This is a genomic window from Halegenticoccus tardaugens (assembly GCF_004116405.1).
GTDB classification, from domain to species: domain Archaea; phylum Halobacteriota; class Halobacteria; order Halobacteriales; family Haloferacaceae; genus Halegenticoccus; species Halegenticoccus tardaugens.
This window is the reverse complement of record NZ_SDIC01000001.1, coordinates 279,911-305,263: the sequence shown is the minus strand read 5'-3', so window position 1 is coordinate 305,263 and position 25,353 is coordinate 279,911. Positions and strand designations below refer to the sequence as shown.

The following is a 25,353-nucleotide window of genomic DNA, read 5'->3' as shown; positions in this document are numbered from 1 at the left end:
GCCGGGGCCCTTCGGCGGGACCGGCGGCCGATCGCGTCGACGGTCGATGGTTTCCGTTGGTTGCCATGTTGTCTCCCCCCTCGCAGCCTCTCCCGCCGCAGCGGACTGCGGGGACGCACCTGTTTTCAGGTCCCTACCGCTCATAAATAGCCGACATCGTATGGAAACTAACTTGGGTTTTCGCCAAATGATCCCGGGATAAAATCTACGCGGTCGCACATAAGACGCCATTGTGGACCGCGCGCGAGGGCGGCGTTCGGCGATCGGGGGAGGTGCGCGACCGACCGCCCGCGGCGACGAAAACGCGTCGGGGAACGGGGAAACCGGTCAGATAACCGAATGATTTCCGTCGTGAGCGACCGCGCGATCGGCGAGTAAGCCCGGATTTACCGGCTGAAACGGTTAGCGTCGAAGGACGAACGGTCGCGGGTCCGCCGGCGAGGTTCGCTTCGCTGTCGCTCACTTCTCTTCGACGTGGCGCACCTCGCAGGCGACGCCGCGCGTGCTTTCCGTCATCTCCCGGCCGGTCATGGCCGCGCGCCCGACGGCGAGCGCCTTCGGTCCCTCGACGACGACCTCGTCGCCGACGCGGATCTCCGCGTCCGCCTCGACGACGCCGGGCGCGAGGACGCTCCCGTGCGGCGCGAAGTCGTCGATCTCGACGCGTTTCGTCGGGGCGTCGCTTTCGACCCAGCGCCGCGCCCCGTCGAGGGTGAACGAGAGCACGCCGTACTGCGGCACCATCGCCGCCAGTTGCGTCCCCTCCGAATCGCGGATCTGGAGTTTCGGGTAGCGGCCGGTCGTTCGAATCTCCGAGAAAAGCGCGTCGCCCGCGTCGGGCCCGAACTGGTAGTCGGCGAGCGCTTTCACGGTGTTGTGCTCGCGCTCGCGCTTCGAGTACTTCAGTTCGCCCGACAGCGCCGATCGGAGGTTCGACAGCGACGCCGCCGTCGTCGGGTGGTCCGCGACGGTGTACTCGAACGGGACGTCGACGGCGGCCTCGACGCGCTCGCAGACGTCCCGGTAGCCGTGCGGCGGGACGTGCGCGATCACCCGCGGGTACTCGTTGCGTTCGAGGTAGCGCTTCAGCACCTCGGCGACGAACGACTTCTCGTCCTCGGACCACCGCCCCGTGACGACGGAGTCGTAGTGCTGGGCCGGGTAGGTGAGTTCGAGTTCCAGCGGGACGACGCCGATCGGCGAGGTCATCGACACCTGGTGGGCGCGCCACTGGATCGCGTCGTGGTACTGTCCGTGGCTCTGCGACTCGCTGTACGGCTTCTTCGCCGAGCAGGGAACGAGGACGAGTGGGTTGTCGAAACGGTTGCGGTAGCGGGTCGTGACGCGCTCCGCGAAGCGCTGGATCTCCACCCGGCGGAGCGAGTCCTCGGAGGCGGCGAGCAGCTCGGCGTCCCGGATGACCGGGGCCCGCTCCTCGACGTACCCGTACTGTCCGTCGAGCTCCCGAAACGCGGCGGTGAGCCACGCCTCGTGGCGGGCCTGCCCCTCCACGTAGTCGCGCAGCCGACCCGCCCGGATCCGTTCGCGAACGGTCGCAAGTTCCGCGCGGAGCGCGTTGACGTTGTGCTCGGCGCAGTCCTCGCGGGCGAACGCCTCGCGCGGTTTTTGACAGACGGGACAGGCGCACGGGAGGTCCTCCAGGTCTTCGAGGAAGTGTTCCCCCTCGCTCGTGAGGTACTTTCCCTGCGTCCCCTTCACCGTCGCCTTCTTCGCGTCGACGAGATCGACCCCCGCGTAGGCGAGCGTGGCGACGTTCGCGGGGGTGGCGACCCCGGAGAGGTACAGCGCGGTGTCCGCCGGGGTGGCGTCCTTCGCGGCGATCACCGCCTCCGCGAAGGCGGCCGCGTGGCCGACGAACCCCGGCGCGTCCGAGAGGACGTAGGCGTCGACGCTCCCCGCCGCCGCGTCGGCGATCGCGTCGGAGGCGACGACGGCGGCGGTCGGGGCGTCCAGCGCCGGGGGATCGACGGCGAACGACTCCTTCACCTCGTCGTGCGTCCCGGCCGGGAACGCCCGGTGCGGGAGGATCGTGAGGACGCCCTCGTCGCCCTCGGGCACGTCGCGATCCGCGGCCCAGAGGCTCCCCGCGTCGCTGACGCGGTCGCCAACGAGCGCGGGGGTCGCGAGCGGGGTCGAGAGGCGGAGTTCGCCGATGCGGGCCGCCCCGTCCCGCGAGAGAACCTCGAAATAGTCGGTCATGGGATGGCCTCGGCGTCGGAGCGTGAACTATCTTGCTTTGTCGCCTCGGCGGTTTCCGCATCGTCGCACCCCCGCTCGTCTCGTACCCCGGTGGAGACCCACCGCTTTGATGCGCTCGGGCGAAGAACCCCCGCACGGAGAGAGATCATGAAACCACCGCACACCGGAGGTCGACGCCGATGGCCGGACGGATAGGACGGATCGCACGGGGCGTCGACGACGTGACGAGGGCCGTCTGGGACGAGTCCGGGACGCTCACGAAGGCCGCGATCCTCGCGCTGCTCGTCGTGACCGCGACGGCGATTCCGCTGATTCCGATCGCCGTCGCGGCGCGATACGTCGCGAACAGGAAGTCGAGCGCGTAGTCCGGGTACGCCGCAGCGTCGCCGGCGCGGACGCTTCGAGCCTCGGGAACGCTTTTCCTCCGTCTCGCCGTCACTGCTCGTATGGTCGAACCCACGGGCGTCTGGTCCCGCGCGGAACTCGACGCCTTCCTCGACGACGCCGCGATCCCCCTCCGTCTCGCCTGTCGAACGCCCGCGGACGACCTCTGGACGCTCTCGCTGTGGTACCGCTACCGCGACGGCGCGTTCTGGTGTGCGACGAGCCGCGACGCCGACGTCGTTCGCTTCCTGCGAGCGAACGCCGACGTCGCCTTCGAGGTCTCGACGAACCGTCCGCCGTACCGCGGCGTCCGCGGCCGGGGGACGACGTCGATCGAACCCGACGAGGGAAAGAAGCTGCTTCGCGGGCTGTTGGAGCGCTATCTCGGCGGCACCGAGTCCTCGCTCGCGGCGTCGCTGTTGTCGCCGGAGCGCGAGGAGGCCAAAATTCGGATCGAACCGACGAAGCTCTACACGTGGGACTTTTCGGAACGGATGGCCGACGTGGCGGTCGGTGACGGCGGAAACCGTGACGTCCGATAACGGACGCCCCTCGACGGCGGCGCGAGCGCAGCGTGAGCGCACCGTCGCCGCGCTCACCCGGTCTCGTCCGCCGAGTGTCGCCGTTCGAGGCGTTCGATCGTCACCTCGTCGGGCACCGTCGCGAGCGCGGCCTCCGGCCACCCGAAGTGCGCGAGGGTGAACGACGTTTCGGGGTTGCACTCGACCAGCCGCGCGACGCCCTCCGCGGCGGCGGCGTACGCCTCGGCGTCGAGCCGCTCCGGCACCTCCGCGGTCAGCGGGTACGTCTCCGAGAGCGCCCGCGGGAACGGCCCGAACGGCGGAACCACGCGCCACGTCTCGTCGTACTCGTCGGTCGAGGGCGTGCCGCCCTCGGTGAGAAGGACGTTCCCCGTCGCCTCCAGCCGGTCGAGTCGACGGCGGTGCCGCAGCACCTCCGGCCGGCGGGCGCTCTCGTTCGAGAGGTAGAAGAACGCGCCCTTCGAGGCGGGATCGGACCGTTCGAGCTGCTCCGCGTGCGCGAGGAGCGCGCGGTAGCCGTCGAGCATGGCCGGGTGGCCGCGGGCGCGCGCCTCGACCAGTTCGAGCAGGTCGCCCGACCGGATGGCCCCCTTTATGCGCCGCATCTCGGCGAACGTGACGTGGAGGTTGTGCTCCGCGAGCAGCCGCTCCGTCTCGTCGGCGTCGAACCCGCGGAGGTCCTCGGGGTCGTGGTCGGTACAGACTGGGCAGGCGCAGGGGAAGTACGCGAGATCCACGAGGTGCTCCGTCCCGCGAACGGTGAGGTAGCGGCCGTCCCGCGCGTACAGGGCGTAGGCGGCCGAATCGAAGAGATCGCAGCCGAGCGCGACCGCGAGCGCGAACATCATCGGGTGGCCCGCGCCGAACAGGTGGACCGGGCAGTCCTCCCCGAGGCCGCGCTTCGCGGCCGCGACGGCGTCGACCATGTCGGCGTAGCGGTACGCGTTCATGAGCGGCACGACCGCGCCGACGGGGAACACGTCGAGGTCGGTGTCGGCCGCGCGGCGGCCGGCGCGCTCTCTGAGGTCCGGGTAGGTCGACCCCTGCACGGGCGCGTTGACGAGCATGTCACCCGTCTCGACGGCCTCGGCGTCGACGAGCGCCCGCTCCGTCGTCCGCAGGTCGGCCTCGGCGCGCTCGCGCGAGGCGTCCGGCGGCGTCGGGATGTCGACCGGCGTGGCGATGTCGGAGCCGATCTCGCGCTGAAAGCGGAGGATCTCCGCCGTGGTCACGTCGATGTCGCCGTACTCGGCCAGCTGGAACGACCCCGAGTCGGTCATGATCGCGCCGGAGAAATCGAGCAGCTCGTGGAGGCCCTCGTCGAGCGCGCGCTCGCGGAGGCCGTCCGTCTTCTCGATGATGTAGGAGTTGGTGATGAGGATCTCCGCGTCGAACTCGGATTCGAGTCGGGACGGCGGGATCGTCACGAGGTTGGGGTTGATGACGGGCAGCAACGCCGGGGTCTCGACGGTCACCCCGGCGCGGGGGACGGAGAGCGCGCCGATCCGTCCGGCGAGGTCGGCGTCCCGAAGCTCGAAACAGTCGCGCATGCCCGCCGTTTCGGGTGGCGCGCGGTAAGGGTTGCGTTCGGCGGTCAGAACGCGCCCGGCGAGTTCCCGTCGCCGGGCGGAAGTGCGAGCCGAAAGCGAAGGTAGCGAGGCGTTAGCTGGGTCGCCCCGCCCCGCGTTCGTCGTCAATCGAGTCGTCCGTCGCGGCCGGACCGCGGTACGTGTCGACGCCGAGCGCCCTGTTGAGGGGACACTTCTGGGTGATCGCGGTGGCGATCAGCACGGCGCCCGCGACGAGGGCGACGGCCGCGAGGATCGCGCCCACCGCGCCGGTCGCGAGCGTGAGCGCGCCCGCGAACGCCGCCGCGCCGCCGACGAGCAGGATCGGGCCGACGACGAACCGCGCGATGCGGTCGTATCCGCCGACGTTTTTCTTCATGGTTGGTTCACCGACCGAACGTCGGTCACGCGAGGGGATAGCCTCGTCACCGATTCCCAGTTCGGGGGAACCACGCCGCGCCGTCGCGGCGGTCAGAACGCGCCCGGCGGCTGCATGCTTCCGAGTTTGATCGCGGCGTACAGGAGCGAAAACAGCGTCGCGTTGTAGGCGCCGTGGATGAGCGAGGGAACGACGAGGTTGTCCGTGAGTTCGTAGGCGGTTCCGAAGACGACGCTCGGGAAGAACAGCACGCCGAGGGAGAGCAGGTTGCCGGTCGGGGTGCCCCCGGTGAGCGCGAAGATGTGGATGCCGGCGAAGATCGCGCTGGCGATGGCGATCCCGGCGACGGGCCCGAACGCCTCGCGGATGCGCCCCTGGACGACGCCGCGGAACAGCATCTCCTCGCCGGGGCCGATGAGGAGGAACGACGCGGGGATCAAGAGCAACAGCACCTCGGGGTTCTCCAGCCCGAGGGCGACGGCCTGATTGGTTCCCGTCTCGGAGCCGGTGAGCGAGACGACGATGCCGCCGACGATCGCCAGTCCGAACGCGACGACGTAGCCGACGACGAAGACCAGGAGGTCGCGCACGGAGGGGACCGAGGCGGGGAGCGAAAAGTCGCCGCGGGCGTCGGCGAAGCTGTCGAACCGCGCGCGGAGGAAGGCGGCGGCGCGCGGCCTGAGCCGGGGGTACGCGAGCGCGACGCCGCCGCAGCCGATCCCCTGCGTGAACACGAGCGCGAGGACGATGGTGGCGGCGGCCGTGAGTTCGACGCCGAAGCCGACGACGAGCAGCAGCCCGACGAGCAGCGTCAAGACGGTGCCGAGCGCAAGCCCGAACACCCCGACGAACGCGCCGCTGACGAGCGCGAGGAGGGTCGGAAACAGGGACCGGCGTTCGGTGCGAGCCGTTGTCATGTGCGACCGTTGGGGCGGTCGACCGAAAACGGTTCCGACGAGCGGCGCGCCGTGAAGTCGGCGGAAGGGCCGAGCGATCCGCCGTTGGACACGGCCGGCGGGCACGGAAATGATCGCGGGACCGAACGGTCTACTTTGAGAGTACACTCGGGAGATTGAGTGACGAATAGTCAATTTGTCGGTTCGATTTACGGTGTGATCACGGGAGATTCCCTTATTTGCCAGTGATGGCGTCTGGAGAAAGTATTTACAGCTATGACAGTAACGCAATAGGTATGAATCCCCGCATCCGACGCCGCTCCCTCCTTCGACTGACTACGGCCGCCGGAGCCGTTACTCTCTCGGGATGCACGGTTTTTGCGAATCAGCCCGACCGGAAAACTCCTCGACTCGTCAGATTGAGTGCGCTCAGCTTCGACGACGAACCGCACACGTTCCACGTCCGCATCGAACTCGACGGTGAGACCGTCTACCGGGAGTCTGAGCGAATCGAAGCAACCGATCCGGACGACCCAGTAGGGGCGGTGTTCGACGGATTCCCGACGAAGCCGAACCCCTACCTGCTCTCGACGTGGCTCGACGACCGTCCCGAGAAGACTGCGCGAACGCTCGACTTCGCCGAGTACGACACCGAGTGTCTGGGACTCAACATCCAAGCCGGGACGTACGACGACGAAGCCGGCGGTGATCGGTTCGCCATCGCCCACACGACGAACTGTAAAGACGGTGAATGATGTGTGCATCGCAGTGCCGACGCCCGAATCCATCGAAACCGAATTCGATGTCAGAGCGTGCCCGATGAACATCCAGCCGAATCGAGCGAAGGCTTCGAAGTCGCGTCCATCAAATAAGCGAAGGTGACGCAGCAAGCATGAATCCCCGCATCGGACGCCGCTCCCTCCTTCGGCTGGCTACGACCGCTGGAGTCGTGACCCTCTCGGGGTGTAACGCGCTTGGTGGATCCGACCGGAAGACGCCCCGGTTGGTCGAGTTGGGCGCGACCAGTTTCGACGACGAACCGCACACGTTCCACGTCCGCATCGAACTCGACGGAGAAACCGTCTACCGAGATTCAGAGCGGTTGGAGGCGGCCAGTTCCGACGATCCGGTCGGAACGTGGTTCACCGGATTCCCGACGAAGTCGAACGCCTACCTGCTCTCGACGTGGCTCGACGACCGTCCCGAGAAGACTGCGCAAACGCTCGACTTCGCTGAGTACGACACCGAGTGTCTGGGAGTAGATGTACGGGTCGGAACGTACGACGGCGGAACCGACGACGACCGGGTATCCATTTTCTACACGAAGAACTGCGAAGACGGGGAGTAGGAGGCTCTCCCGCCCTCAGCGCCGCCGGAGTTCGTAACGCAGCACGCCGAGGGCGGTCCGCCCGTCGCGGATCTCGCCGTCGAGGACGGCCCGGAGGAGGTCGTCGTACCCCGTCGTCGCCACGCGGATGCTCTCGTTGAAGTCGAGGTCCTGCTCGCCCGCCGGCTCGCACCCCCAGGCGACGAAGTAGTGGTGGACCGAGTTGGCGATGCCGTTCGCCGGCTCCGCCGCGAGGAGGGGATCGAGATCGTCGGCGACGTAGCCCGTCTCCTCCGTCAGCTCCCGGCGGGCGGCGGCCGCGAGGTCGTCGTCGTCGGGTTCGGTGCCACCGGCGGGCAGGCCGCGGTTGACGCGGCCGACCGCCTGCCGCCACTCCTCGATGACGACGACGTCGCCGTCGGCGGTGAAGGGGAGGATCACGACCGCCGGCGGCTCGTCGACGTAGTGGAAGTCGGTCTCGGTGCCGTCGGGCAGGGTGACCGCGTCGCGGCGCACGTCGAACCCGGGGCAGGCGTAGTCGATCCCGGAGCCCGTGGTCACCCACGCGAGGGAGTCGTCGGGGTCGTCGGGGTCGTCGGGGTCGTCGGGATCGTCGAGGGAATCGTCGGTCATACCGAAGGGTCACGAACGACGGGGAAAAAGTCCGCCGGTGTCGGCGGTTCCGGACGATCAGCGGCGATGCAGGGGGAGTGGCCGGGCCGCAGGCTACGTCACCGTCCGAACCGGAGCCGGAGCCGGATCGCACAGCCGGAGCCGACCATCCCGAGCGAGACGAGCGCCACGAACAGGTGGATCTCCGAGAGCCAGAACGGCAGCGGGACGCTCGTCCGGAGGATCTGGAGGGCGGTCGAGAGCACCGGCACGTCGCGGCGCTCCGCGCGGTCGCCGTCGGGGGCGTCCGCCTCGCCGTCCGGCGCGCCGTAGGCGTCGCCGCCGACCGTCTCGCCCTCGGGGAGTCGCTCGGCCTCGTAGGGGATGCGGTCGGTGCCGTAGCTCCAGACGACCTCGCCGTCGCGGTCGACCTCGACCAGGCGCTGGTTGGCCGAGTCGGTGACGAGCGTGTTGCCGTTGGACAGGCGATCGGCGTCCCGCGGCCACGCGAAGTCCACGCCCTCGGCGCTGTGGAGCTGCCACGCGACCTCCCACTCGCCGGCGTCGGTCCGGTGGAGCTCGACGATCCGGTCGTTCTCCGAATCGGCGACGAGCACCGTCCCGTCGCCGAGCCACTGCGGGTTGTGCTGGCGGTTCAGCACGTCCGGGTTCTTGTCCTCGTTTATCACCTCGACGACGCCCTCGCCGCGTTCGACGACGAGGAGCTGGTTCGCGTTCCGCACGGAGACGAGGTAGCGATCCTCGCCGATTCGGTCCACGTCGTTGATGTGGAGCCAGTCCTCCCGGGTCGGGTCCTCGGGAGCCTCGTAGTGGCTGCTCGCGTTCCACTGCCACGTGATCTCCCCGCCCTCGACGGTCACGATCCGCTCGTGTTCCATGTCCGCGAGGACGTACCCGCCGCCGGGGAGGGGTTCGACGTCGTGGACCTCGCTGTTCTGTCCCGTCCGGACGGGGAAGCTGTACTCGTGGACGACCTCCGGGTCGGGATCGGGGTCGACGATTCGGAAGCCGGTGCGGGTGCAGGGCGGGTCGTACGGGCCGCAGTCGTCGTAGCCCGTGTCCATGAACGCCGCCAGCACGCTCCCGTTGTCGAGCATCGTGACGTCGAAGTTGCTCGCCGCGCCGGGCTGTCGCCACGCCTCCTCGGTGCCGGAGAGGAGGTAGACGCTGCCGTCTTCGTGCAGCCCCGCGCCGCCGCCCTGCGAGCCGACGAGGGTCCGACGAACGTCGTCGCCGTCGTCGCCGGCGGCCCCGATCGTCGGCGCGAGCGCCGCGCTGACGGCGAGCGCGAGGACGAACAGGGCGACGCCCCCGACGATCAACGCGGTGCTCGCGGTCCGTGTGGACACCATTGACACGGGATTCCACCGACGGGACGGGTATAAGCTTTCATACACGCCACTCTGGAGGCGTCCCTCCGGGCGGACTTCAGCGGGCGGACGCTCCCCGCTGTCGCCGCCGGGCATTCGTCGCCGGCGTCGTCCGAAGAACCCCCCGAGGCGGGCCGGCCGGTTCTCCGCCGGTTTTCACGTCGGCCGGTTGCGCACAACACCTATTGCGACGACGGCTGAAACGAATCCCATGGAGATCGCACGGCACGGCACCGGTCCCGCGGCCGCGCTCCGCGCGCTCGCCTCGCAGATCCACCCCGTGTTCATGTTGCCGCCGCTGGCCGCCTCGGCGTTCGGCGCGGTGCTCGCCGGCGGTTTCGATCTCGGTCTCGCCCTGTTGCACATGGGGTCCGCGTTCTGCGCCCTCTACACGGCGCACGTCAAGGACGGCTACGTGGACTTTTACGTCCGCGACGAGGACGACGACCACCCGCTGACCGCGGTCGGCTGTCGGCTCGCGCTCGCGGGCGCGACGGCGCTTTTCTTCCTCGTCCTCGGCGCGCTCTGGTGGCTCGTCGGCCTCGGGGCGGCCGCGATCACGCTCCCCGGCTGGCTCATCGGCTACCTCCACGCGCCGCAACTCGACATGAACCCCGTGACGGCGACGACGGGCTACCCGCTCGGCATCGCCGTCGTGCTCGTCGGCGGCCACTACGTGCAGGCGGAGTCGCTGTCGCCGGTCGTGCTCGCCTTCGCCGCCGTGTTCGTCGTCATCCTCTCGGGGATCAAGGTCGTGGACGACGCGAAGGACTACGAGTACGACCGATCCATCTCCAAGCGGACGGTCGCGGTCGTCCTCGGCCGTCGGCGCGCCCGAACGACCGCCTACCTCCTGATGGCGACGGGGCTTCTCGCGGTCGTGGCGTTCGCCGTCGCCGCGGTGTTCCCGCCGAGTTCGGTGCTCGCCGCCGTCGCGTTCGCCGCCGTCGCCGCCGTCGCGCGCCGCGCGGACGATCGCCTCGCGACGATGCTCCTCATCCGCGGCTCGTACGTCTTCCTCGCGCTGCTCGTCGTCGCGGTGTGGTTCGAGCCGCTCGCCTGATCCGTCGGACGTTCTCGCGGGCGTTCGCGGATCCACTGGCCGACAGTAACGTTTTGCGTCCGCCGCCCGGACGTCCCGTATGGTACCCGACATCGGCGTCCTCGGCCCCTACACGTACCTCGCGACCGAGGTGTTCTGGGGGGCGATCACGGCCGGCCTCCTCTACCGGGCCGACGCGTTTCGAAGCGCCGCTCGGACGGTCCTCGCGCTGTACCCGATCGCCTACGTCTGGGACTGGTACACGCTCGAAGTCGGCGTCTTCGCGATTCCCCTCCGGACGGGCGTCGAACTGCTCGGGATCCCGATCGAAGAGCACGTCTTCATGATCGTCGTCCCGGCGATGGTCGTCGGCGTCCACGAGAACCTCCGCCTTCTCTTCGACGAACCGACCGACGCCGACTCGTCGGCGACGGAGCGCGCGGACGACCACGGCGGAGACCGGGCGCCGAGCGCGGACGACCGGGCGGCGGCTCCGAGCGAGCGGGACGCGTGAGAATCGAAACCGCGACGCGCGCTACCAGCCGGCAGTCGCGGCCGCGGTCGTGGTGCTTCCGTGTGCGTGGTACGGTCAGTCGCGGGCGGACAGAAGCGTCCCGAGAACGCGCGAGGAACTAAATAGGGTTTTCGAGAGCGGAACTGTCTTTCCAGTAGCACGTCGTGGCGTCGTGGCGTCCGTCTCTGAGTCGGCTCCTGAAAGACGTTTACCGTCGCACGACCTACGCCCGCCACGACGCCCGAGCGTCGGCGCGTCTCGAACCATGTTCGACCCCTACGACCTCGATCTTCCGGCCGGCTGGCGGTGCGATTCGACGGATAGCAGCGTCGACTACCTGAACGATCCCTCGACCGTCCGGATCACGATCACCGAGTTCTCGCGGCACGTGCAGGTGTACTGGTGGGTCGACGTGTACACGCGATCGACCGGCAGCGACGAGTGGGTGAAGCGCGAGGTCGGCCTCGGCGATTCCTACCGCGACCCGGCGAGGGCGGCCGCCGCCGCGCAGGAGGCGATCGACGCCGTCGAAGGCGACGGTCTCGGCCGACGCCCGGTCGTCGAAGACGAGCGGTGACGATCGGTTCGCGTTCTCACCCGCGCCGACGAGCGCCTCACACCTCGAAGTACAGGCTCCGGTGCGCCTCACAGCCGGGGTTGAACGGCGCGTCGCAATCCGGACAACGGTGGCCACTCGTCAGGTACGCGTCGACGGCGAGTTCCGCGCCGCAGACGCCGCAGCGCACCGCGGGTTCGTCGCGATCGTCCGCGCCCCACCGTTCGGGGTCGTGATCCGCGAGCGCCTCGTGACACCGGTGGCAGGGGTAGTAGACGCCGCAACACGCGAACTTGATCGCGACGACGTCTCGATCCGTACGGTAGTGCGCACACCGGGTTTCGTCGTCGACGTCGACGCCGCGGAGCGGAACGTCGAACCGGGAATCGAGGTCCATCGTGGGCGGCGTTCGTGCGGAACCGGAATGCCGTTTGCGATCCGCACGCGGAGGGAGCGTGAGGGGTCGCAGTCGGCTGACGGGGCCGAACCGCCGCGTCTCAGAGGCTCGTCTCGGCGGTGAGCTCCTCGGCGGCCGCCATCACGCGTCCGCGCTCGCGCTCGGACTCGATGTGCGACTCGACCAGCTCCCGGCCGATCGATTCCAGTTCCGGCCGGTCGGACTCCTCCCACCCGTCGTCGGTTCTGAGCGCGACGCGTTCGCGCTCCGGCCGCCAGACGTACCGCCACGACTCGCCGCGGACAGCGAACGCCGGGTCGTAGTTGCGGGCGAGCGCGGGCCCGTCGAGCAGCTCGTCGTACTCCTCGCCCCGCGCGAGCGCCGGGAGGAACTCCGGAAGCCGCCGGAGCGAGAAGGGGCGGCGCACCCTCCCCGTCGGTCCGTTCAACACCGCGAACGGGACGTGGAGGGTCTCCTCGGAGACGCGCGGACCGTGGCCGTACACGCCGCCCTCGCCGAATCCCTCGCCGTGGTCGGCGTGGATCGCGACGAGAGGTTCGTCGCTCGATCCGTTCGTCCGACCGTCGCCGACGTCCGAGAGGTCGGCCGTGAGCCGCCGGAAGAACTCGTCCGTGTAGCGGATCGTGTCGTCGTACGCCCCGACGAGCACGTCGTGAAACAGCGACTCGAACCGTACGTCCGTCTTGCCGGCGAAAAGCGACAGGTTGGCGGGAAGGGTCAGGAGGCGCGACTGCGACCGGTAGCCCTTCGGGGGGAGGTACGGCATGTGGACGTCGACGAGGAAGATCCAGAGGAAGTACGGGCTGTCCGCCCGCTCGATCCACGCCAGCACGTCGTCGTAGAAGGCCTCCCACGCCATGAACATGTCCTGTCCCTGCCACCAGTTCAGGAGCTGGACGAACAGGTCGCCGAAGACGCTCGCCTGCCGGCCGTCGCTGATGAGCGAACTCGACACGTTCTCGTCCATGAAGTCCTCGAAGGAGTCGAAGTCGCGGTCGAAGTTGTAAAACCTCGAGGTCCACGGGTTGGCGGTGAACGCCCCCGTCTCGTAGCCCATCTCGCGGAACCGCTGGGGGAGCGTCCGCCGCGCCCGCATGTGGTGGCGGATCCGCTCCGCGTACTCGACGCCGTCGGAGGCGAGTTCGTGGATCGGGTACTGTCCGGTGAGGCAAGTCGAAACGGAGCTGTTCGTCTCCGGGGCCGGGGCGATCGCGTTCTCGAACACGAGCCCGTCGTCGACGAGGCGATCGAGCGTCGGCGTGACGTCCCGATCGTACCCCATGAACCCGCAGTGGTCGGCGCGCCAGCTGTCGACGGTCACCAGAACGACGTCCTTCCGCTCGGTCATTGACCGATAGAACGCCGGTCGGGACATTGTTATGCGCCGAGTACTGCGTTCGAGCGCCGAGACGGCCGACGTCCGACGTCGCCTACCCGGGACGGAGCGGCAGTAGCCGCTGGATAACAAAGTGGTTCGGACGGGGAGGTACCCCGGTGACAAAACGTCAGATGACCGCCGCCACCGAATCGGTCGAGCTCCCGTCTCGGATCGTCTCACGCGTCGAAAGTCGGCTGCCGCACAGCGAGTTCGACTCGACGGATCAGTACATCACCTTCGTCCTGGAGGAGGTGCTGGCGCGGGTCGAAGACTCGACGGCGGAGGAGGACTTCGAGGCCGTCGACGAGGACGAGGTCCAGGATCGGCTCAAGTCGCTCGGCTACCTCTCGGAGTGACCCGATGCCGCGTCGACGGACCGCTCGTCGCGCACCGTCGTCGAATCCGGCGGACGTAACGGCCATATAGGGCGAGATCGTAGGTGGAACCGACAGACGCGCGCAGCCGAATCCAGCCCTCCGACGACTCCCGGCCGCCGTCGGCTGGATCTCGGTCCCCATTTTCCAGTCCCTCACCACCATGACACGTACTCCACGTCGGATCGCCGGAGGTCGACCGCCCGATCGCCGATCGGCCTCCTCGCCGACGCACGCCGCGGGTGACCGATGCAGGTCATAGAGCCGCTCGGCCACCACGAACTGCTGATCGTCATCGTCCAGCTCCTGGTCCTCCTCGTCACCGCGCGGACGCTCGGGGAGGCGTTCGGCCGCGTCGGCCAACCCGCGGTCGTCGGGGAACTCCTCGCGGGCGTGCTCCTCGGCCCGTCGGTCCTCGGCGTCGTCGCGCCGGGGGTCTACGAGTCGCTGTTCGTCGTCGCCGAGGCGCAGTTCCACCTGCTCGAAATCGTCTCGTGGGTCGGGCTCATCATGCTGCTCGTCGTCACCGGGCTCGAAACCGACATCGACCTCATCGTGAGCAAGGGGCCGACCGCCGCCGCGCTGTCTCTGGGCGGCATCGTCGTTCCGTTCGCGACCGGCTTCGGGCTCGGCTGGTATCTTCCCGTGGAGTTCATCGCGTCACCCGATCAGCGGCTCGTCTTCAGCCTGTTCATCGCGACGGCGATGAGCATCTCCGCCATCCCCGTCATCGCGAAGGTGCTCATCGAACTCGAGGTCGTCCGCCGGGACATCGGGCAGCTGATCCTTGCGGCGGGCATGGTCGACGACACCATCGGCTGGATCCTCCTCGCCACCGTCGCGGGCCTCGCCCGGAGCGGCGTCGTCGACGTCGATTCGGCGGTGACGACCCTCCTGTCGGTCGTCGTCTTCCTCGGGATCGCGTTCACCGTGGGTCGACGGGTCGTCGAAACCGTGCTACGTCGCGTCGACAACGCCGTCGGGAGCGAGACCGCGCTCGTCACGACGCTCATGGTGCTCGCGCTGGCCGCGGGCGCGATCACCCAGTACCTCGGACTGGAGGCGATTCTGGGCGCGTTCGTGGTGGGGATCCTCGTCGGGCAGGTCAAACGCTTCGGTTACTCGCCCCGGCACACGTTCGAGGTGGTGACGCTCGGCGTGTTCGCGCCGGTGTTCTTCGCGATCGCCGGGTTGCGGATGGACGTGGCCGCCCTGTTCGACCCGACGGTGTTCGCCGTCTCGCTGGTCGTCCTCGGCGTCGCCTGCTTCGGCAAGTTCGCCGGCGTCATGGGCGCGTCGCGGCTCGTCCGGCTGTCGCGGTGGGAGGGGATCGCCATCGGCGGCGGAATGAACGCCCGTGGGGCGATGGAGATCATCGTCGCCACCATCGGACTCGGACTGGGGATCCTCACGAACGAGATGTACAGCATCATCGTGATGGTCGCCATCGTCACCTCGCTCATGGCCCCGGCGATCATGCGCTTTGCGCTCCCCCGGATCGAGATGTCGGAGGGGGAACGCGCCCGACTCGAACGGGAGGCGCGCCAGCGGCGGAGCTTCGTCGGCGGGATGCGGAAGGTCCTCCTGCCGACCCGGTGCAGCGTCGACTCGCAGTTCGCGGCCCAGTTGCTCGGCTACCTGACCCGCGGGGAGGACATCGAAGTGACGACGATGTACGTCGAACGCGGCGAGGGACGGCCGACCGCGGTTCGGAGCCCGCTCGTCAGGCTCCGGTCGCTCGCCGACCGCGCGAGGGGAGCGTCGCCCCCGGCGTCGCGGAGCGACGGCGGCCGCGACGACGTCGGCGGAGACGACGGTACCGGCGGAGGGGACGCGAGCGACGTCGGTCGCTCCGGTACAGACGAAGACGCCGACGTCGGAGCGACCGAAGCCGACGACGAACCCCCCGGCGACGCCCGGCGGTGTCTCGACCTGATGCGCCTCCAGCTCGACCTCCCGGACGCGCAGACGCGGACGCTCGTGCGCCGCCGGCCCGACGACGCGAGCGGGACGGTGCTGGCGGAGGCAGAGCGGGGGTACGACTTTCTCGTCCTCGGGGTGGCCGACCGGGGCGACCGCGCGAACGCGCCGCTTTTCAGTCCCCCCGTCGACGAAGTCGTCCGCGATTCCCCCTGTCCGGTCATGGTCGTCAGCACGAACCTCCGACGGCCGCCGGACGGCGGTCGCGAACGCAAAAATCGGGAGCCGATCCGGCGGATCCTGGTCCCGACGGTCGGAACGGAGTACACCCGTCACGCCGCCGAAGTCGCGTTCACCATCGCGCGCGAGTGCGACGCGGCCGTCGAACTCGTCCACGTCGTCACGCCGCCGCGGTCCGACGAGGTGTTCGCCGACCGCCCCGACATGCGTTCGTCCCTCGAACTCGGCGAGGAGATCGTCGACGCCGAGGCGGATCTGGGCCGGGAGATGGGCGTCGACGTGCGCACGAGCGTCTTCGTCGGCGAAACCGATCCCGAAGAGGAGGTGGTCGCGCTCGCGGACGAACGCGGCCACGACCTCGTCGTCCTCGGGAGCAACCTCCGGCCGCTCTCGGGGCGGGCGTTCTTCGGGCACCGCGTCGAGTACATCGCGCGCAACGCACCCTGCCCGGTGGCGGTCGTCAGTTCGCGGTGAGACGCGCTCATGGGCGTTCGATAGAACCGAAGTGGATCGAAGAGCCGCGCGACCGCGCCCACTCCTCGCATACGGGAAAACACTTGAAATCACGGGAAGCTTTTAGCGTGTTCACGTACAAGTGGAAGGTAGCCGTGTCGAAATCGACGGATGAGAGGGGACGGATCTACCTCCCGAAAGACGTCCGAAAGCGATTCGGAGACCAGTACCGTATCGTCGAACTCCCTAGCCACGTCGCGCTCTTCCCCGTCGACGAGGACCCGCTAGAGGGGCTCCGTGCCGCCGTTGGTGACGCCTTCGAGGGGGAAAGTGTGGACGCGCTGAAAGAGAAAGCGCGAGAGGCTATCTCCCGAGAGGTTCAGGAAGAAGCTGAGAGTCGGTCCCAGCGACGTGAGGAGTGACCTGTGTACGTTGAAACGGACTTCCTGACGGCTCTGGTGAAGGACGAGGACTGGCTTCGTGAGCCAGCGCTCCGCGCCCTCGAAGAGCGCGACGACATTCACACGTCGATCTTGGCCTACGCTGAGGTTCTGGTGCTGTTCTACAACCGTGAAGAGGCCGAGTACGAGATCGACGTCCCACGGGCGATCGCCAACCTGCTCGAAATAGTTCCCATCGTTCCGGAAGATCATGAGGACGCAGTTCTCGCGGCGGCAGCCTTCCTCGACGAGTACCACATGACCCCGTTCGATGCCCTCCACGCTGGCGTCGTTGCCACGGGTGAAGGGGCTGTGCTTTCCAGCGAGAAGGACTACGACACTGTCGGGCTCGAACGTACCCCGCTGGAAACGTATTCCAAAGAGTGACGCCTCGTAGTCGAAGTGTCGGCCCCGACCGATCGGTGATCGCCTACGCTGACGCCGAGTGTGCTTTCTCGCCCGCCATCTCGTGAGACCGATCGAGAAGGTCGATGTCGTTGCCGTTGACGCGCTTGACGGCGACGTACGCGACGGAGCGTCCGAAGCTCGCGAGCATTCCGAGAAGGAACGGCTCTTCGATCGTATCCGGTGGGCCGGCGCAGATGTCGAACACGGGAAGACGTTCCGGGTCGCTCACTTCGTTCGCTTTCCGGGCTGCGACTTCCCTCCTCGAATCTGCGCCGGCGTCCATTTTCCCGCACCGCAGACTCGTCGCTTCGCTCCTCGTATTGCGATGCGGGAAAAGTGGGCCGGCGCAGATTCGAACTGCGGTTACGGCCACCCGAAGGCCGAAGGATACCAAGCTACCCCACCGGCCCGCACGTCGAACAACGGCGGGTCGTCGTTTAACGCTTCCGAAACGGTGCGGTCGAAGGTCCGTCGACCGCACGCCGACTCCCGGTTCACAGGGAGCTTATGACCACGACGGGGCAGTCGGCGTTCTTGATGATGAACTCGGTCCGGTGGCCGAAGAACACCCGCTGGGTGATCGGCCGGAGGTTGCTCCCGAGGAGGATCAGGTCGTCGCCGTTCTCGTCCGCGAGGTCGACGATCTCCTGTTCTGGTTCGTCCTCCCCGACGATGACCCGCGTCTTCACTTCCGCACCCATCTGTCTGCCGAGATCGGCCTCCCGGTCGACGATCTCCTCGCCGATCTCGATCGCAGGCTCCATGTCCGGCTGTTCGACGAAGAGATCCTCGACCTGCGGCGGGTTGACCACGTGGACGATCTCGACGATCGCGTTCCGGTTGCGCGCGAGGCTGAACGCGAGCTCGGCGGCGTGGCGGTTGTACTCCGTCCCGACCGTCGGAAGCAGGATCCGGTCGACGTCGACCCGGTCGATGGTTTCCTCCGGCTCCGTTTCGAGGTGCGAGCTGACGACCATGACCGGACACGGCGACTCCTGGATGACCGCGTCCTCGACGCTGCTGAAGAGCGGTTCGTCCGAAGCCTGCGTCGGATCGATCTTGCTCGTCCCGATCACGAGGAGGTCGTACCCCTGTCTGGCCTCCCGCAGCACGGTTCCCGTGATGCTGTCTTTGACCTCTCTGACGACGCTCCGCCAGATGCCGGCGCTCTCGTCGTTCTGATTTCGCTGCCAGGCCGTTTTGACCAGGTCGAGGCGGCTTTCCGCCGTGTCCGTGTCGGTGTTCGCGTCGCTGACGTACATGCCGGTCACCTCGATCTCCTCCTCGCGGGAGATGTACCCGAGCAACTGGGCCGCGAACTGCGTGTTCGCGCCGCCGCGGGTGGGGAGCAGCACCCGCTTGAGGCTGGCGACGAAGCTCTGCTGTTGGCGCTTTTCGCGCTCGATCCGCTCTCGTTCCTCCTCGCTCATCTCGACGTGCGAGAGCGACCACCGGAGGAGCGGCGGGGCCATGAGCGAGGTGACGACGGCGATGACGACGATGATGCTGTACATCTCGATCGTCAGGACGCCGAGACCGAGCCCGATGATCGCGACGATGATCTCCATCGCCCCACGGGCGTTCAGCCCGGATCCCATGGTCACGCCCTCCCAGTGGGAGAGCCCCGCCAGCTTCGCGCCCGCGTACGAGCCGACGAACTTCCCGACGACGGCGATGGCCAGCGCGCCGAGGGTGACGGCGAAGACGATCGGGTCGAACAGCGCGGTCAGATCGACGCGCAGGCCGGCGGTGGCGAAGAAGATCGGCGCGAACACGCCGATCGTCACCACCTCGAACGTGTGCTCCGTCTCGTAGTCGAAGCGTTTGACCTGCCCGACGAGGATCCCCACCACGAACGCGCCGAGCACCGCTTCGAGGTGGAGGTAGTGGGTGAACGACCCGACGGCGAGCGCGAGCACCATGAGCGTCGTGATCTTCGAGATCTGCCCGCCGATGTTGGTGTCCACCCAGCGCATGATCCACGCGACCGCGCGCTGTCCGACGGTGAACCCCACGCCGAGAAACACCGCCAGCCAGATGATCGTCTCGACGAGCGTGCCGAGTTCGAGCGCGCCAGTCCGGGCGAGTCCGGCGACGAGCGCGAGCAGGATCCAGCCGACGGTGTCGTTTATCATCCCGGCGGCGAGCGTGATCTGGCCGAAGTCGCGCCTGATCACGTCCATGTCCATGAGGATCTTCGCGATGACGGGGATGGCGGAGATGCTCATCGCCGTCGCCACGAACAGGCTGAACACCAGTCGCTGATCGGGTGCGGCGATGAACTCCACCGGCAGGACCCACGCGAAACCGAACCCGATCGCGAAGGGGACCACGATGCTCGCGATCGAGATGTACGTCGCCTCCTCGGCCTTGTTGACGATGAGGTCGATGTCCGTCTCCAACCCCGTCAGGATGATCAGCATGATGAGGCCGATCCACGAGACGACTTCGAGCAGGTGGAACTGCTCCGTCGTGAACGGGAAGATGGCCTGAAAGAGCCCGGGGGCGATCGCCCCGAAGAGGGACGGTCCGACGACGATCCCGGCGAGGAGTTCGCCGACGACCGCCGGCAGGTCGAACCTCGTGGCGAGAACGCCGAGCCCCCGCGCGACCAGGAGCAGGATGCTGAGTTGCAGGAACAACAGCAGCAGCTGGTGGTGTCCGAGCGGCTCGACGACGGTCGTCATCTGCGAGCCTCCACGCGCGCCGGGGGGTCGAGAACGCCCCTCACCCGCTTCGAGCGAGAGGTTGCCGTACGCTGTGCGGTGACCGTATCAATCGGGATTATCGTGTTCATTCGACACTGAGTAGGGGACCTTATTCCGTTTCCCGTAACACAGGCGCGAAATATTCCCGTTTCGAATAGTCGCTGCCCGTGAACCTGTGAGAGCAGGTCAGACCTGAAGTACATTAACTAATGCGGTTCCTCTTTTCGGAGCGGATTGGCCGTCTCGCATCGGTGAACGGAGAAATTCGACTGACCGCGTTCGCAGGACGTCACGGGAATCTGGAAGGATCGGATCCTTTATCCGTCCCCGGTCGTCACGTTGAGCCGAAGAGGCGGAGACCCTCCGCCTGAAACGCAAAAACAGCGGCGCGGTTGAGGCGTTTCTACCGTTGAGCTCCAGTTTGCGTCTCTCGCTACCGCCGACAGCCGTTCGTTCTTCACGGTGAAAAGATCACGAACGCGCACGGAAGTAAGATCATGAGCGCGAACGAAAACGAGAATGGATCGGCCGAGACGGAGAGTGAAGGAGAAAGCATGAGCCAGGGGGTCTGAGATGGTCGGAACGGAGACCATCGACATCCTCGGACTCCTGTCGGTGCTCGCGTTCGCGTGGGTGTTCGGCGCGGTGTCCGAGCGGCTCGGATATCCCGCCATGATGGGGGAGCTGTTCGCGGGGATCGCCTTCGGACCGCCGCTGCTCGGCGTCCTGCAGCCGTCGGAAGTGCTCACGGTGCTGTCCGAACTCGGCGTGTTCCTGCTCATGATCTACGTCGGCATGGAGGTCGACCTGCACGACCTGTTCGACCTCGGACCGCAGGCGCTCGTGATCGCGGTCGGCGCGTTCGTCATTCCGTTCGGGATGGGCTACGCGAGCGGCGTGTTGATCGGCGTCCCGATGGAGGGGGCGCTGTTCCTCGGCATCGCGATGGCGGCGACGTCGCTCGCGACGAAGTCGCGCATCCTCGCGGACCTCGACCTGCTCGAAACCCGGATCGCGAAGGTGTTGCTCGGCGGGGCGCTCGTTTCGGACGTCGGCGTGCTCGTCGTCTTCTCCGGCGTCATCGGGTTCATCAACGCCGGCTCCGTCGACCCGCTCGACATGGGCGTCATCCTCGGGAAGGCGCTGGCGTTCTTCGCGGTGACGATCGTCGTCGGCGATCGCTTCCTGCCGCCGTTGTGGTCGAAGCTCGAGGCCCTCCGGGAGCGGTACGGCTTCGTCGACAAGACGAGCGCGTTCACCTTCGCGCTGCTCGTGTCGCTCGCGTTCGCCGAGTTGGCGAGCCTGGCCGGACTCCACATGATCATCGGCGGGTTCATGGCCGGCGCGTTCCTCCGGATGGCGGACGTCCAGGAGTCGTTGTACGAGCACATGCACGACGTCATCTACGACCTCGCGATGGGCTTTTTCGCCCCGATCTTCTTCGTGACCGTCGCGTTCGAACTCTCGTTCGCCGTGTTCGCTGAGAACCTCGCTCTCCTCGTGCTCCTCGTCGCCGTCGCCTTCGCGGGCAAGATCATCGGCTCGTGGCTGTTCGCGCTGCCGACGAAGCTCACCTCCCGCGAGGGGCTCGTGGTCGGGTTCGGGATGAACGGCCGCGGGACCGTCGAGATCATCATCGCCTCCATCGGACTCTCGTCGGGAATCATCGACGAGCAGATGTTCTCGATCCTCGTCTTCATCGCCATCTTCACGACGGCGCTCGTCCCGGCGACGATGACGTGGGGCGTGCGGTTGCTCGAAGCGGCCGACGAGCTGGTCGGAGCCGACGGCGAACCGTCGTCCGTTTCGAAGCACTGACCGTCCGGACGCGACGCCACCGGCGGTCGATCCACCGTCGACGGTCGCCGCTCAGTACGTCTCGTACCCCGCCGTGTCGAGGTAGTTGTGCGCGACCGTGATCGCGTGGTCGGCGTGGAGGCGCTTTGGACCGAGGCGAATCCGCTCGTCGGCGGCCTCCGAGAGGAACGCCGCTTCGTCGGCGGCGAAGTCGTGGTGATCCGAGAGGACGAAAAGCGGCGAGGCCGGGGGATCGAGGTCGACGACCGGCTCGCCCTCCTCGTGGAGCTGGACGACGGTCGACCCGGCCGCCGCGTCGGCGAGCGTCGTCTCGAAGCCCGTCCGCCGGATCGTCACCCCGGGGCTGCTTTCGGCGGCGACGTGGCCGATCGCCTCGTCTCGGGCCTCCAGCGCCTTCCGAATCAGCGCGGCGGTGCTGCGCTCGTCCGGATTCAACCGCCTGAGTTCGCCCCCTTCGAACGCGACGGTGAACTCGTCGCGGAGCACGAGGTGGACGCGGACGTCCTCGCGGATGGCGTGCGAGAGGAAGAACGCCGAGTTGACGCAGCGACACAGCACGTCGAGGCGGCCCGCGCCGCCGGCGAGGTCGTCGAGCGAGAAATCGGGGGTCGTCGGCGCGTCGTGTCCGAGGACGATGAACTGGCGCATACCGAGCGTCGGGAGCGCAGGAAGATGGCTCTGTTCACTTTCGGACGGGGGCGGCCGCGTCTGCCGGTCCTCGGGAGCGTTGCCGAACCGCCGTCGGGCGGGTGCGCTCGGGTCCGTGGTCGCGCCACGAACGAGCGGTCGGTCGACGGTTTTAGGGATCGACGATCGTAACGGTGCCGACGCCGATCCAATCTTGCACGCTCGTCGATAGTTCGTATAATTCATAACGTACTATCAATAAGAATACGTACAGCCACTCATTTCGATATAAACCGTACGCGTACACAATTCGCCCATTCGTCGGTGGAAGAGGAAAACCAATCGCAGGATATTTATTTAACGACGATACAGTGTGTGTATCCTTCCCCAAGGACTGTGATAACGAATGCCTGAAAACGTGCAGAACGAAACGACGGTGAAGCGGCGACGAGTGCTTCAAGGCCTCGGCGCGGCCGGCGTGATCGGATTGGCCGGCTGTACCGATAGCGGCGGACCCGGCGGCGGTGGCGGCGGCGGCGGTGGCGGCGGCGGCTCGAACAAGCTTCGGATCGCACAGGTGAAGAGCCCGTTGGAGTTCGACCCGGTCGTCCTCAACGACGTCCCGTCGGATCAGGTCGCGCAGAACATCTTCGAGGGCCTCTACGAGTACGACGACGACATCGGAATCGTCCCCGGACTCGCGACGGGCGAACCCGAGATGTCCAACGAGGGCAGCAGGTACGTCGTCGAGATGACCGGCGACGCGACCTTCCACAACGGTGACCCGGTGACCGCGGAGGACGTGAAGTACTCGTTCGAAGCGCCGGTCAAGGAGGAGACGGAGAACGCGAGTGAGGTGAACATGATCGACTCGATCACCGTCGTCGACGAAACGACGGTGCAGTTCGATCTGGCGTACCCCTACGGCGCGTTCATGACGTCGTTGACGCGGTCGATCGTCCCCCAGTCCGTCCGCGAAAACGACAAGGACGCGTTCAACAACCAGAAGCCGGTCGGCTCCGGCCCGTTCGAGTTCGTCGAGTGGCAGGAAGGCCAGCGGGTCCTGATCAAACGCCACGAGGACTACTGGGGCGACACCAAGCCGAACCTCGAAGAGGTCGAGTTCGTGCCGGTCGAGGAGTCGACGACGCGCGTGACGACCCTCCAGAACGGCGAGAACGACGTCATCGAGGAGATCCCGCCGAAGTCGTACTCGACGGTCCGCAACATGGACGACGCGAGCATCGACGAGGTACCGGGGGTCGGGTACTTCTACCTCGCGTTCAACTGCAACGAGGGCCCGACGGCCGATCCGGCGGTCCGCGAGGCGGTCGACTACTGCTTCGACATGGATCAGGCCGTCGAGCGCTACGTCGAACCGACGGGCGTCAGGCAGTACAGCCCGCTCCCTGAGTCTATCGCCAGCGACTGGGACATGCCGGTCGACGAGTGGGAGCAGATCCCCCACGGGAGAAACATCGACGAGGCCACGCGGCTGTTCGACGAGGCGGGCGTCGACCGCAGTTACGAGTGGCGGATCATCGTGCCGCCGGACGACAAGCGCGAGGACATCGGCGTCACGGTGTCGAACGGCCTCAAAGAGGCCGGGTTCGACAACGTGTCCGTCCAGCGGCTCGACTGGGGCGCGTTCCTCGAACAGTACGTCTCCGGCGACGAGTCCGACTACAACATGTACACGCTCGGCTGGTCCGGGTCGCCCGACCCCGACGCGTTCACCTACTACATGTTCGGCCAGACCGAGGACACCCTCGGCGTGACCGACGGGACCTACTACGCCGAGTCCAGCGACCGCGGCCAGGAGGCGACGCAGATGTTCATCGACGCGCGCGAGTCCGCCGACGAGAAGGAGCGAACGCAGCTCTACAGAGAGGGGATCACGATGGTCCTCGAAGACCGCGCCCACCTGCCCGCGTACAACCTCAAGAACGGGTTCGGCGTGAAGAACTACGTCAAGGACTTCGCATCGCACCCGGTGGACAGCTTCCACATCACGAGCAACCACAACAACGTCTCGCTCGAAAAGTAGGCTTCGGCGACGAAGCCATTCGGCACGCATGTATTCGACAACCGACAACACACGACCGCGGAGGCGCACCGAACGCGGGGAGCGTGACCGGTGAGCAGACTCCGATACGCTATCGTCCGCCTGCTACAGGCGATTCCGGTGGTGCTCGGCGTCGTCACGATCACGTTCCTCCTGACCGACGCGATCCCGGGAGATCCCGTGAGTATCATGCTCGGTCCGTCTCCGAGCGCACAGCAAGCCGCCGCGATCCGGGCGAAGTTCGGGCTGGATCAGCCGCTCTACGTCAGGTACGTCAACTACCTGTTCGACGTGATCCGGCTGGACTTCGGCGAGAGCCTCTACTACGGCGTCCCGGTCACGCAGAAGGTGCTCGAACGGCTGCCGGTCACGTTGCTTTTGCTCGCGTCGAGCTTCACGTTCGCGCTCGTGACGGCCATCCCGCTCGGCGTCATCTCGGCGAAGCGGCGCAACAAGCCCACGGACCACGTCTCGCGAATCGTCGCGCTGTTCGGCGTGAGCACACCCTCGTTCTGGATCGGGCTGATGCTCATCATCCTGTTCTCGTACCAGATTCAGCTCTTCCCGTCGACCGGCCTCGTGATGCCGTGGGCCGACCCGGCCAACGTCGAAAACGCGAGCACGCAGTTCCAGGTCGTCCTGGTGGCGTTCGACCACCTCGTCCTCCCGACGATCACGCTCGGAACGCTCCAGATGGCCGCCTTCACCCGCATCGAGCGCTCCTCGATGCTCGAAGTGCTCGGACAGGAGTACGTGAAACTCGCCCGCGCGTACGGCGTCTCGGAGACGAAGATCCTCCGGAAACACGCCTTCCGAAACGCTCAGTTACCGCTCATCACCATCGTCGGACTGCAGCTCACGCAGGCGCTCGGCGGAGCCGTCCTCACGGAGACGGTCTTCTCGATAAACGGGATGGGCCGGCTCATCATCACGGCCATCAACAACCAGGACTACCTGCTGGTGATGGGGACGACGCTCATGTTCGGCGTCGTGTTCGTCGTCGGCGTCATCGTCACCGACCTCTCGTACGCGTACGTCGACCCGCGGGTCTCCTACGAGGACACTGACTGACC

Annotated in this window: 24 protein-coding genes, 1 tRNA gene and 1 pseudogene; 14 read left to right on the top strand and 12 right to left on the bottom strand. The window is 67.3% G+C overall.

What is annotated here, in order from left to right; translation table 11 throughout:
* Positions 1 to 459: 459 nt before the first annotated feature.
* Complete coding sequence (arcS, locus tag C3L37_RS01595; RefSeq protein WP_129112866.1) at positions 460 to 2,220, bottom strand: archaeosine synthase subunit alpha; 1,761 nt, start codon at positions 2,218 to 2,220, stop codon at positions 460 to 462.
* Between the two features lie 179 nt (positions 2,221 to 2,399).
* Here arcS and C3L37_RS01590 point away from each other — a divergent pair, with 179 nt between their 5' ends.
* Together C3L37_RS01590 and C3L37_RS01585 are read left to right on the top strand one after the other, a co-directional pair.
* Positions 2,400 to 2,585, top strand: coding sequence for a hypothetical protein (locus tag C3L37_RS01590; protein ID WP_129112865.1), 186 nt, complete (start codon positions 2,400 to 2,402; stop codon positions 2,583 to 2,585).
* Positions 2,586 to 2,666: 81 nt separating this feature from the next.
* Positions 2,667 to 3,146, top strand: coding sequence for a pyridoxamine 5'-phosphate oxidase family protein (locus C3L37_RS01585; protein ID WP_129112864.1), 480 nt, complete (start codon positions 2,667 to 2,669; stop codon positions 3,144 to 3,146).
* Between the two features lie 53 nt (positions 3,147 to 3,199).
* On the opposite strand, the gene tgtA is transcribed toward C3L37_RS01585, so the two are convergent.
* The 3 genes from tgtA to C3L37_RS01570 form a co-directional block, all read right to left on the bottom strand.
* The gene (gene tgtA / locus C3L37_RS01580; protein WP_129112863.1) at positions 3,200 to 4,696 is read right to left on the bottom strand and encodes a tRNA guanosine(15) transglycosylase TgtA; all 1,497 of its coding nucleotides are present in this window, start codon (positions 4,694 to 4,696) and stop codon (positions 3,200 to 3,202) included.
* Between the two features lie 112 nt (positions 4,697 to 4,808).
* Positions 4,809 to 5,093 carry a YgaP family membrane protein gene (locus C3L37_RS01575; RefSeq protein WP_129112862.1) on the bottom strand — a complete coding sequence of 95 codons (285 nt, stop codon included), beginning with the start codon at positions 5,091 to 5,093 and terminating at the stop codon, positions 4,809 to 4,811.
* Between the two features lie 92 nt (positions 5,094 to 5,185).
* Positions 5,186 to 6,010 carry a CPBP family intramembrane glutamic endopeptidase gene (locus tag C3L37_RS01570; protein WP_129112861.1) on the bottom strand — a complete coding sequence of 275 codons (825 nt, stop codon included), beginning with the start codon at positions 6,008 to 6,010 and terminating at the stop codon, positions 5,186 to 5,188.
* Positions 6,011 to 6,408: 398 nt separating this feature from the next.
* On the opposite strand from C3L37_RS01570, the gene C3L37_RS01565 reads away from it, so the two are divergent.
* Complete coding sequence (locus C3L37_RS01565) at positions 6,409 to 6,744, top strand: hypothetical protein (RefSeq protein WP_129112860.1); 336 nt, start codon at positions 6,409 to 6,411, stop codon at positions 6,742 to 6,744.
* Between the two features lie 137 nt (positions 6,745 to 6,881).
* Positions 6,882 to 7,337, top strand: a complete 456-nt coding sequence (locus C3L37_RS01560; protein WP_129112859.1) for a hypothetical protein — start codon at positions 6,882 to 6,884, stop codon at positions 7,335 to 7,337.
* A 15-nt stretch (positions 7,338 to 7,352) separates the two neighbouring features.
* Here C3L37_RS01560 and C3L37_RS01555 read toward each other — a convergent pair whose 3' ends face one another.
* Entirely contained in the window at positions 7,353 to 7,949 is a 597-nt protein-coding gene (locus C3L37_RS01555) for an NUDIX hydrolase (RefSeq protein WP_129112858.1), read from the bottom strand.
* A 98-nt stretch (positions 7,950 to 8,047) separates the two neighbouring features.
* Positions 8,048 to 9,301 (bottom strand): arylsulfotransferase family protein, encoded by a 1,254-nt coding sequence (locus C3L37_RS01550; protein ID WP_129112857.1) that lies wholly within the window; start codon positions 9,299 to 9,301, stop codon positions 8,048 to 8,050.
* 229 nt (positions 9,302 to 9,530) lie between these two features.
* Between C3L37_RS01550 and C3L37_RS01545 the strand changes: the two genes are divergently transcribed.
* From C3L37_RS01545 to C3L37_RS01535, 3 genes and pseudogenes are all read left to right on the top strand, one after another.
* Positions 9,531 to 10,382 (top strand): UbiA family prenyltransferase, encoded by an 852-nt coding sequence (locus C3L37_RS01545; protein WP_129112856.1) that lies wholly within the window; start codon positions 9,531 to 9,533, stop codon positions 10,380 to 10,382.
* Positions 10,383 to 10,461: 79 nt separating this feature from the next.
* Positions 10,462 to 10,767, top strand: a pseudogene (locus C3L37_RS01540) (lycopene cyclase domain-containing protein); the annotation flags it as partial.
* 373 nt (positions 10,768 to 11,140) lie between these two features.
* Positions 11,141 to 11,452, top strand: a complete 312-nt coding sequence (locus C3L37_RS01535; RefSeq protein ID WP_129112854.1) for a hypothetical protein — start codon at positions 11,141 to 11,143, stop codon at positions 11,450 to 11,452.
* A gap of 37 nt (positions 11,453 to 11,489) precedes the next feature.
* Here the strand turns inward: C3L37_RS01535 and C3L37_RS01530 are convergent, their stop codons facing one another.
* Together C3L37_RS01530 and C3L37_RS01525 are read right to left on the bottom strand one after the other, a co-directional pair.
* Positions 11,490 to 11,828: a CHY zinc finger protein gene (locus C3L37_RS01530; RefSeq protein WP_129112853.1), complete on the bottom strand. Its 339-nt coding sequence runs from the start codon at positions 11,826 to 11,828 to the stop codon at positions 11,490 to 11,492.
* A 100-nt stretch (positions 11,829 to 11,928) separates the two neighbouring features.
* Entirely contained in the window at positions 11,929 to 13,197 is a 1,269-nt protein-coding gene (locus tag C3L37_RS01525; RefSeq protein WP_129112852.1) for a sulfatase, read from the bottom strand.
* 146 nt (positions 13,198 to 13,343) lie between these two features.
* Here C3L37_RS01525 and C3L37_RS01520 point away from each other — a divergent pair, with 146 nt between their 5' ends.
* The 4 genes from C3L37_RS01520 to C3L37_RS01505 all read left to right on the top strand — a co-directional run bounded on the left by C3L37_RS01520 (position 13,344) and on the right by C3L37_RS01505 (position 17,041).
* Positions 13,344 to 13,583, top strand: coding sequence for a hypothetical protein (locus C3L37_RS01520; RefSeq protein WP_228546075.1), 240 nt, complete (start codon positions 13,344 to 13,346; stop codon positions 13,581 to 13,583).
* Between the two features lie 267 nt (positions 13,584 to 13,850).
* Positions 13,851 to 16,235: a cation:proton antiporter domain-containing protein gene (locus C3L37_RS01515; protein WP_129112851.1), complete on the top strand. Its 2,385-nt coding sequence runs from the start codon at positions 13,851 to 13,853 to the stop codon at positions 16,233 to 16,235.
* 134 nt (positions 16,236 to 16,369) lie between these two features.
* Positions 16,370 to 16,636, top strand: coding sequence for an AbrB/MazE/SpoVT family DNA-binding domain-containing protein (locus C3L37_RS01510; RefSeq protein WP_129113383.1), 267 nt, complete (start codon positions 16,370 to 16,372; stop codon positions 16,634 to 16,636).
* Positions 16,637 to 16,639: 3 nt separating this feature from the next.
* Positions 16,640 to 17,041, top strand: a complete 402-nt coding sequence (locus C3L37_RS01505; RefSeq protein ID WP_129112850.1) for a type II toxin-antitoxin system VapC family toxin — start codon at positions 16,640 to 16,642, stop codon at positions 17,039 to 17,041.
* Positions 17,042 to 17,084: 43 nt separating this feature from the next.
* On the opposite strand, the gene C3L37_RS01500 is transcribed toward C3L37_RS01505, so the two are convergent.
* The 3 genes from C3L37_RS01500 to C3L37_RS01490 all read right to left on the bottom strand — a co-directional run bounded on the left by C3L37_RS01500 (position 17,085) and on the right by C3L37_RS01490 (position 19,749).
* Positions 17,085 to 17,291 carry a hypothetical protein gene (locus C3L37_RS01500; protein WP_129112849.1) on the bottom strand — a complete coding sequence of 69 codons (207 nt, stop codon included), beginning with the start codon at positions 17,289 to 17,291 and terminating at the stop codon, positions 17,085 to 17,087.
* 108 nt (positions 17,292 to 17,399) lie between these two features.
* Positions 17,400 to 17,472 (bottom strand) — tRNA-Pro (locus C3L37_RS01495).
* A gap of 84 nt (positions 17,473 to 17,556) precedes the next feature.
* Positions 17,557 to 19,749, bottom strand: a complete 2,193-nt coding sequence (locus C3L37_RS01490) for a cation:proton antiporter domain-containing protein (RefSeq protein ID WP_129112848.1) — start codon at positions 19,747 to 19,749, stop codon at positions 17,557 to 17,559.
* 594 nt (positions 19,750 to 20,343) lie between these two features.
* On the opposite strand from C3L37_RS01490, the gene C3L37_RS01485 reads away from it, so the two are divergent.
* On the top strand, positions 20,344 to 21,588 hold the full coding sequence (locus tag C3L37_RS01485) for a cation:proton antiporter (RefSeq protein ID WP_129112847.1): 1,245 nt from the start codon (positions 20,344 to 20,346) through the stop codon (positions 21,586 to 21,588).
* Between the two features lie 51 nt (positions 21,589 to 21,639).
* Here C3L37_RS01485 and trmY read toward each other — a convergent pair whose 3' ends face one another.
* The gene (trmY, locus tag C3L37_RS01480) at positions 21,640 to 22,236 is read right to left on the bottom strand and encodes a tRNA (pseudouridine(54)-N(1))-methyltransferase TrmY (RefSeq protein WP_129112846.1); all 597 of its coding nucleotides are present in this window, start codon (positions 22,234 to 22,236) and stop codon (positions 21,640 to 21,642) included.
* A 385-nt stretch (positions 22,237 to 22,621) separates the two neighbouring features.
* On the opposite strand from trmY, the gene C3L37_RS01475 reads away from it, so the two are divergent.
* Entirely contained in the window at positions 22,622 to 24,262 is a 1,641-nt protein-coding gene (locus tag C3L37_RS01475; RefSeq protein WP_129112845.1) for an ABC transporter substrate-binding protein, read from the top strand.
* 90 nt (positions 24,263 to 24,352) lie between these two features.
* Positions 24,353 to 25,351 (top strand): ABC transporter permease, encoded by a 999-nt coding sequence (locus C3L37_RS01470; protein ID WP_228546074.1) that lies wholly within the window; start codon positions 24,353 to 24,355, stop codon positions 25,349 to 25,351.
* Positions 25,352 to 25,353 lie beyond the last annotated feature (2 nt).